Below are 682 nucleotides of genomic sequence, written 5' to 3' on the forward strand. Positions count from 1 at the left end.
GTGAACAACGACGGTGTGAAAGTAGGCGACGATGTTGCATTGACCCAAGACGGCGTTAAAGCAGGTGATGTCAAACTGACCAAAGACGGATTGAACAACGCCGGCAACAAAGTGACCAACGTAGCCGCCGGTACCGACGATACCGACGCCGTTAACTACGGTCAGCTGAAAGAAACCAACGCCAACGTGGCCAAAGGTCTGAACATTGCCGCCGACAACGGTAACGACGACAACGTCCAACTGGGCGAAACCGTTGCTTACCGCAGCAGCGACAAAAACATCGTGACCACCGTGTCTGACAACCAGATTGACTTCAAACTGGCCAAAGACATTACCGTTGACAGCGTCACCGCAGGCGACAGCAAACTGAATACAGACGGCCTCACCATTACCGGTGGCCCGAGTGTGACCAAGTCAGGCATCAATGCCGCCGGCAACAAGATTACCAATGTTGCCGCCGGTACCGATGACACCGACGCCGTCAACTACAGCCAGCTGAAACAGCAAAGCGCCGCTGCCCGTACCGAAGTTGCAGCCGGCACCAACATCAAAGACGTGGTGAAAACGACCGGCGCCAACGGCCAAGACATCTATACCGTCAACGCCAAAGGCACGACTGCGAGCGCAGGTTCGGACAAAGTGACCGTCACTGCTTCAGCAGAAGACGCGAACAACGTGACCG

1 pseudogene is annotated in these 682 nt (G+C 55.6%); it reads left to right on the forward strand.

Annotated elements, in window-relative coordinates:
* Window positions 1-682, forward strand: a pseudogene (locus tag ACTHUM_RS16920) (hypothetical protein); the annotation flags it as partial.

It is taken from the genome of Neisseria sp. P0021.S006 (genome assembly GCF_051956895.1).